This is a genomic window from Roseomonas rosulenta (genome assembly GCF_016106005.1).
Classification (GTDB): Bacteria; Pseudomonadota; Alphaproteobacteria; order Acetobacterales; family Acetobacteraceae; genus Neoroseomonas; species Neoroseomonas rosulenta.
On sequence record NZ_JACADR010000391.1, the window covers coordinates 1 to 3078 of the forward strand.

General features: G+C 72.4%; 4 protein-coding genes. 1 reads left to right on the forward strand and 3 read right to left on the reverse strand.

All coding sequences use genetic code 11. The features are described 5' to 3' along the window. Positions 1 to 1062: glycosyltransferase family 4 protein (locus HW578_RS24725; RefSeq protein WP_198373361.1), on the reverse strand; the 1062-nt coding region annotated here is incomplete at its 3' end. Between the two features lie 85 nt (positions 1063 to 1147). Between HW578_RS24725 and HW578_RS24730 the strand changes: the two genes are divergently transcribed. Beyond that, entirely contained in the window at positions 1148 to 1474 is a 327-nt protein-coding gene (locus HW578_RS24730; protein WP_198373362.1) for a multidrug DMT transporter permease, read from the forward strand. A gap of 52 nt (positions 1475 to 1526) precedes the next feature. Here the strand turns inward: HW578_RS24730 and HW578_RS24735 are convergent, their stop codons facing one another. Continuing rightward, entirely contained in the window at positions 1527 to 2321 is a 795-nt protein-coding gene (locus tag HW578_RS24735; protein ID WP_198373363.1) for an N-acyl homoserine lactonase family protein, read from the reverse strand. Further along, on the reverse strand, positions 2318 to 3078 hold a 761-nt coding region (locus HW578_RS24740; protein ID WP_198373364.1), incomplete at its 5' end, for an NAD(P)-dependent oxidoreductase. The genes HW578_RS24740 and HW578_RS24735, both read right to left, overlap by 4 nt.

A 3078-nucleotide genomic window follows, 5' to 3' on the forward strand; every position in this document is an offset into this window, starting at 1 on the left:
GGCGCGCGCCCGCGCGCCGATCGCCGCGCGGTCTTCGGGCGGCAGCGCCAGCACGTGGCCGATCGCCGCCGCCAGCGCCGCCGGATCGCCCGGCGGCACGCGCCAGCCCGTGACACCCTCCTGCACCGTCTCGCGCGGGCCGCCCAGGTCGCTCGCGATCACGCAGCGTTCCATCGCCTGCGCCTCGATCACCGTGCGGCCGAAGGCCTCGGCGTCGGTCGAGGCATGCACCACCACATCGGCCAGCAGCAGCGCGGCGGGCATGTCCTCCGCATGGCCGACAAGACGCACGCGGTCCGCGAGCCCAAGCGCGGCGATGCGCCCGCGCAGTTCCTCGAGGAAGCCGGCACGGCCCTGCGCATCGCCGACGAGCAGGGCCAGCGCATTGCCGGGCAGGCGGGCCATGGCATCGACCAGCACGCCCTGCCCTTTCCAGCGGGTGACGCGGCCGGGCAGCATTACGACCGGGGGCCCCTCCGGCAGGCCCCAGGCCTCGCGCAGTCGCGCGATGCGCTCGGGCGCCACGCGGGCGGGGTCGAACTGCGATTCGTCCACGCCGCGCGGGATGATGCGGATGCGCGCCGGGTCGGTGCCGTGGCGGGACCGCAGGTGGTCCGCGATGAAATGGCTGATGGCGATGACGCGATCGCCGCGCGCCATCACCGAGTTGTAGAGTCGCTTGCCCGGGAACCCTTCATTGTAGGTGCCGTGATAGGTGGTGACGAAGCGCGCCCCGCTGCGCCGCGCAGCGAGCCAGGCCGACCAGGCCGGCGCGCGTGAGCGCGCGTGCAGGATGGCGATGCCCTCGGCGCGGACCAGCGCCGCCAGCGCCGCAGCGTTGTGCCAGATCCCGGCTGGCGACTTGGTCGCGAGCGGCAGCGTCACATGGCGCGCGCCGAGCGCTTCGAGCCGCCCGACCAGGGGCCCGCCGGCCGAGGCCACGTAGGCGCGCAGGCCCGCGCGCACCAGCGCATCCGCGATCTCAAGCGTGCCGCGCTCCACGCCGCCGGCGCCGAGCGCGGGCAGGACCTGCAGCACGGCGGGGGCTGGGGCGGTCGGCAAGGCGTCACGTCTCGCAGGATCGGGGGCGGAGCGCCCGCCGCCGCGGTCTTGCGCCGAAGGCGGGACCGACGCAAGTGTGCGGCCGATGTCGACCTACTTCATGGCCACGATGCTGCTCTCGGGCGGCAGCTTCATCCGCAGCCGCTCCGCGGCACCCGAGATGCGCCCGGCCTCGGCCGCCTCCGACATGGTGTGGGGCATACTGGCCAGGCTGTCCCTGTTGTCGTGGATCGGCCTGATGATCTTCGGCTTCGTGTATTTCCACTGGTCGCAGCCGGTCGCGGCGGTGATGGCCTCGCTGGCGGTGAACGCGCTGATCGCCGCGCGCGGGCCGCGACGCACCTGGCCGATGCTGTCCTACCTGTTTTGCACGGCCGGCCTGGCCGCCGGGGCGGTCGTCGTCCTGCGCTGACGCCGGTGCCGGACTGCAGAATGCGCCGAACGGTGCATTCTCAAGCGGTCTCTCAGGCCCGCGGCGGCAGGTGCAGCGCCACGACCTCGCCATCCTGGCCGGGTACCGGCGGGAAGCGCTCGCGCACCAGCGGGTCGTGGCCGGGGATGACGCGACTGTCGTCACCGCCCGCGAGCTTCTTCGCCGTGCGCCAGCCCGCCGCCATCGCGCCCAGGTCGAAGATGATCGGGAAGGGATTGCCCGACAGCGCGTTGGCGTAGAAGTGCATGGCGTCGGAGGCGATCACCACCGGCCCGCGCGCGGTCTCGACGCGCACCACCTGCAGCCCGTCGGAATGGCCGCCGACGCGGTGAACGCTGACGCCGGCCGCGATCTCGGCATCGCCGTCGTGGAACTCCACGCGGTCGGCATATAGCGCGCGCACCATGGCCACCACATGCTCGGCCTCGAAGGGCATGCGGATGGCGTGGACGCACATGTGCCGGCCGACCGCGAAGTGCATCTCGCGTTCCTGCAGGTGGAAGCGCGCGGCGGGGAAGATGCCGAGGCTGCCGGCATGGTCGTAGTGCAGGTGCGTGATGATCACGTCCTGCACGCGGGCCGGGTCGGTGCCCATGGCGGTCAGGCAGTCGCCCACCGCGCGCGACAGCATGCGCCCGCGCTTGGCCGCGAGTTCGGCATCGAAGCCGGTGTCGACCACGATCTCCCGGCCGTCCGGCCCGCGCAGCAGCCACACGTAGTAGTCGAGCGGCATCGCCTCGTGCGGATCGGGCAGCGGCAGCAGGTGGTTGGTCTGCGCCGTGCGCTCGTGCCGCCCGTAGCGGATGGCATAGGCTTCCCAGGTCATTTCTGGACATTCCCCCCGAGCGTGGTGCCCGACATCTGCTCGGACAGCTTCGCCACCGCGGTGTGGTCCGCCCCCGGCCCGAGCATCGCCGCGGCCGCCGCCCACATCTCGCGGCACAGTGCGGCGAAGGGGGTCGGCGTGGTGGTTTCGCGACCGACTTCGAGGGCGATGGACAGGTCCTTGACCATCAGGTCCAGCCCGAAGCCCGCGTCGAAGCGGCGCGACAGCACGTATTCCTTGAACTTCTTCTGGGTCGAGTTGTTCATCCCCGTGCTGGCGTTCAGCACATCCACCATCTTGGCCGGGTCGAGCCCGAAGCGCTGGCCGATCAGCAGCGCCTCAATGCCGATGAGGTAGCCGCCGGCCGAGACCAGGTTGTTAAGCGCCTTCATCGCCTGGCCCGCGCCGATCGGCCCGCAGCGGTGGATGGAGGTGCCCATCGCCTTCAGCACAGGCTCGGCACGGTCGAGATCGGCGTCCTCGCCGCCGGCCATGATGGCGAGCTGCCCGCTCCTCGCACGGGGAACGCCGCCCGAGACGGGGCAGTCGATCATCGCCACACCCTTGGCCGCGAGGCCCGCCGCGATCTCGCGCGTGCGACCCGGCTGGCCGGATGTCATGTCGATCACCAGCATGCCGGCGGCGAGCGATGGCGCCATGGCCTCCACCGCCTCGGCCACCTGCTTGCTGGTGGGCACGATGGTGATGACGCACTCCGCGCCCGCGGCGGCCTCCGTCGGGCCGGCGGCGGCGCGCG

Excerpts from the sequence above, each read along its gene's own strand:
- HW578_RS24730 (WP_198373362.1), top strand. The coding sequence starts at position 1,148 with ATGTCGACCTACTTCATGGCCACGATGCTGCTCTCGGGCGGCAGCTTC.
- HW578_RS24735 (WP_198373363.1), bottom strand. The coding sequence starts at position 2,321 with ATGACCTGGGAAGCCTATGCCATCCGCTACGGGCGGCACGAGCGCACG.